The sequence below is a fragment of the Campylobacter sp. 2018MI13 genome, assembly GCF_018501135.1.
In the GTDB taxonomy this organism is placed as follows: Bacteria; Campylobacterota; Campylobacteria; order Campylobacterales; family Campylobacteraceae; genus Campylobacter_E.
This window is the reverse complement of the sequence record NZ_JAHCZC010000372.1, coordinates 1-209: the sequence shown is the minus strand read 5'-3', so window position 1 is coordinate 209 and position 209 is coordinate 1. Positions and strand designations below refer to the sequence as shown.

Genomic DNA, 209 nt, shown 5'->3' with positions numbered 1-209 from the left:
CTCATGCCTGCATGCTCACTTCTATACGCTCCAACGCTCCTTACCGGTACATCTTCAACGCCTATAGAACGCTCTCCTACCTCCCAAGCTAGGCTTGGGTCTACAGCTTCGGTACTTATTTTAGCCCCGTTATATTTTCCGCGCAAAATCACTAGACCAGTGAGCTATTACGCTTTCTTTAAAGGATGGCTGCTTCTAAGCCAACCTCC

At 48.3% G+C, this 209-nt stretch carries 1 rRNA gene; it reads right to left on the bottom strand.

What is annotated here, in order from left to right:
• A 23S ribosomal RNA gene (locus KJQ99_RS10455) occupies positions 1-209 on the bottom strand; the annotation flags it as partial.